The following is a 1,041-nucleotide window of genomic DNA, read 5'->3' on the forward strand; positions in this document are numbered from 1 at the left end:
CTTTGGTGTCGAAGCTTTGAATTTAAGCCCCAGTAAACGGCGGTGGTAACTATAACCATCCTAAGGTAGCGAAATTCCTTGTCGGGTAAGTTCCGACCTGCACGAATGGCGTAACGATTCCCCAGCTGTCTCCACCGTGAACTCGGCGAAATTGCAGTACGAGTAAAGATGCTCGTTACGCGCAGAAGGACGGAAAGACCCCGTGACCTTTACTACAGCTTGGTATTGGTGTTCGGTGTGGCTTGTGTAGGATAGGTGGGAGACTGTGAAGCTGGCACGCTAGTGTTGGTGGAGTCGTTGTTGAAATACCACTCTGGTCATATTGGATATCTAACTACGGACCCTGATCGGGTTCTGGGACAGTGCCTGGTGGGTAGTTTAACTGGGGCGGTTGCCTCCTAAAATGTAACGGAGGCGCCCAAAGGTTCCCTCAACCTGGTTGGCAATCAGGTGGCGAGTGTAAGTGCACAAGGGAGCTTGACTGTGAGACTGACAGGTCGAGCAGGGACGAAAGTCGGGACTAGTGATCCGGCAGTGGCTTGTGGAAGCGCTGTCGCTCAACGGATAAAAGGTACCTCGGGGATAACAGGCTGATCTTGCCCAAGAGTCCATATCGACGGCATGGTTTGGCACCTCGATGTCGGCTCGTCGCATCCTGGGGCTGGAGTTGGTCCCAAGGGTTGGGCTGTTCGCCCATTAAAGCGGTACGCGAGCTGGGTTTAGAACGTCGTGAGACAGTTCGGTCCCTATCCTCTGCGCGCGTTGGAGATTTGAGAGGATCTGACCCTAGTACGAGAGGACCGGGTTGGACGGACCTCTGGTGTGCCAGTTGTTCTGCCAAGGGCATGGCTGGTTGGCTACGTTCGGGATGGATAACCGCTGAAAGCATCTAAGCGGGAAGCCGGCCTCGAGATGAGATCTCCGTACACCGTATGGTGTGTGAGGCTCCCAGTAGATTACTGGGTTGATAGGCCAGATGTGGAAGCATAGTAATGTGTGGAGCTGACTGGTACTAATAAGCCGATGATTTGACTTCACCCC

Annotated in this window: 1 rRNA gene; it reads left to right on the forward strand. The window is 53.8% G+C overall.

The features are described from left to right. A 23S ribosomal RNA gene (locus ACXR2T_RS15765) occupies positions 1 to 1,036 on the forward strand; the annotation flags it as partial. Positions 1,037 to 1,041 lie beyond the last annotated feature (5 nt).

This window comes from Leucobacter faecis (genome assembly GCF_054456635.2).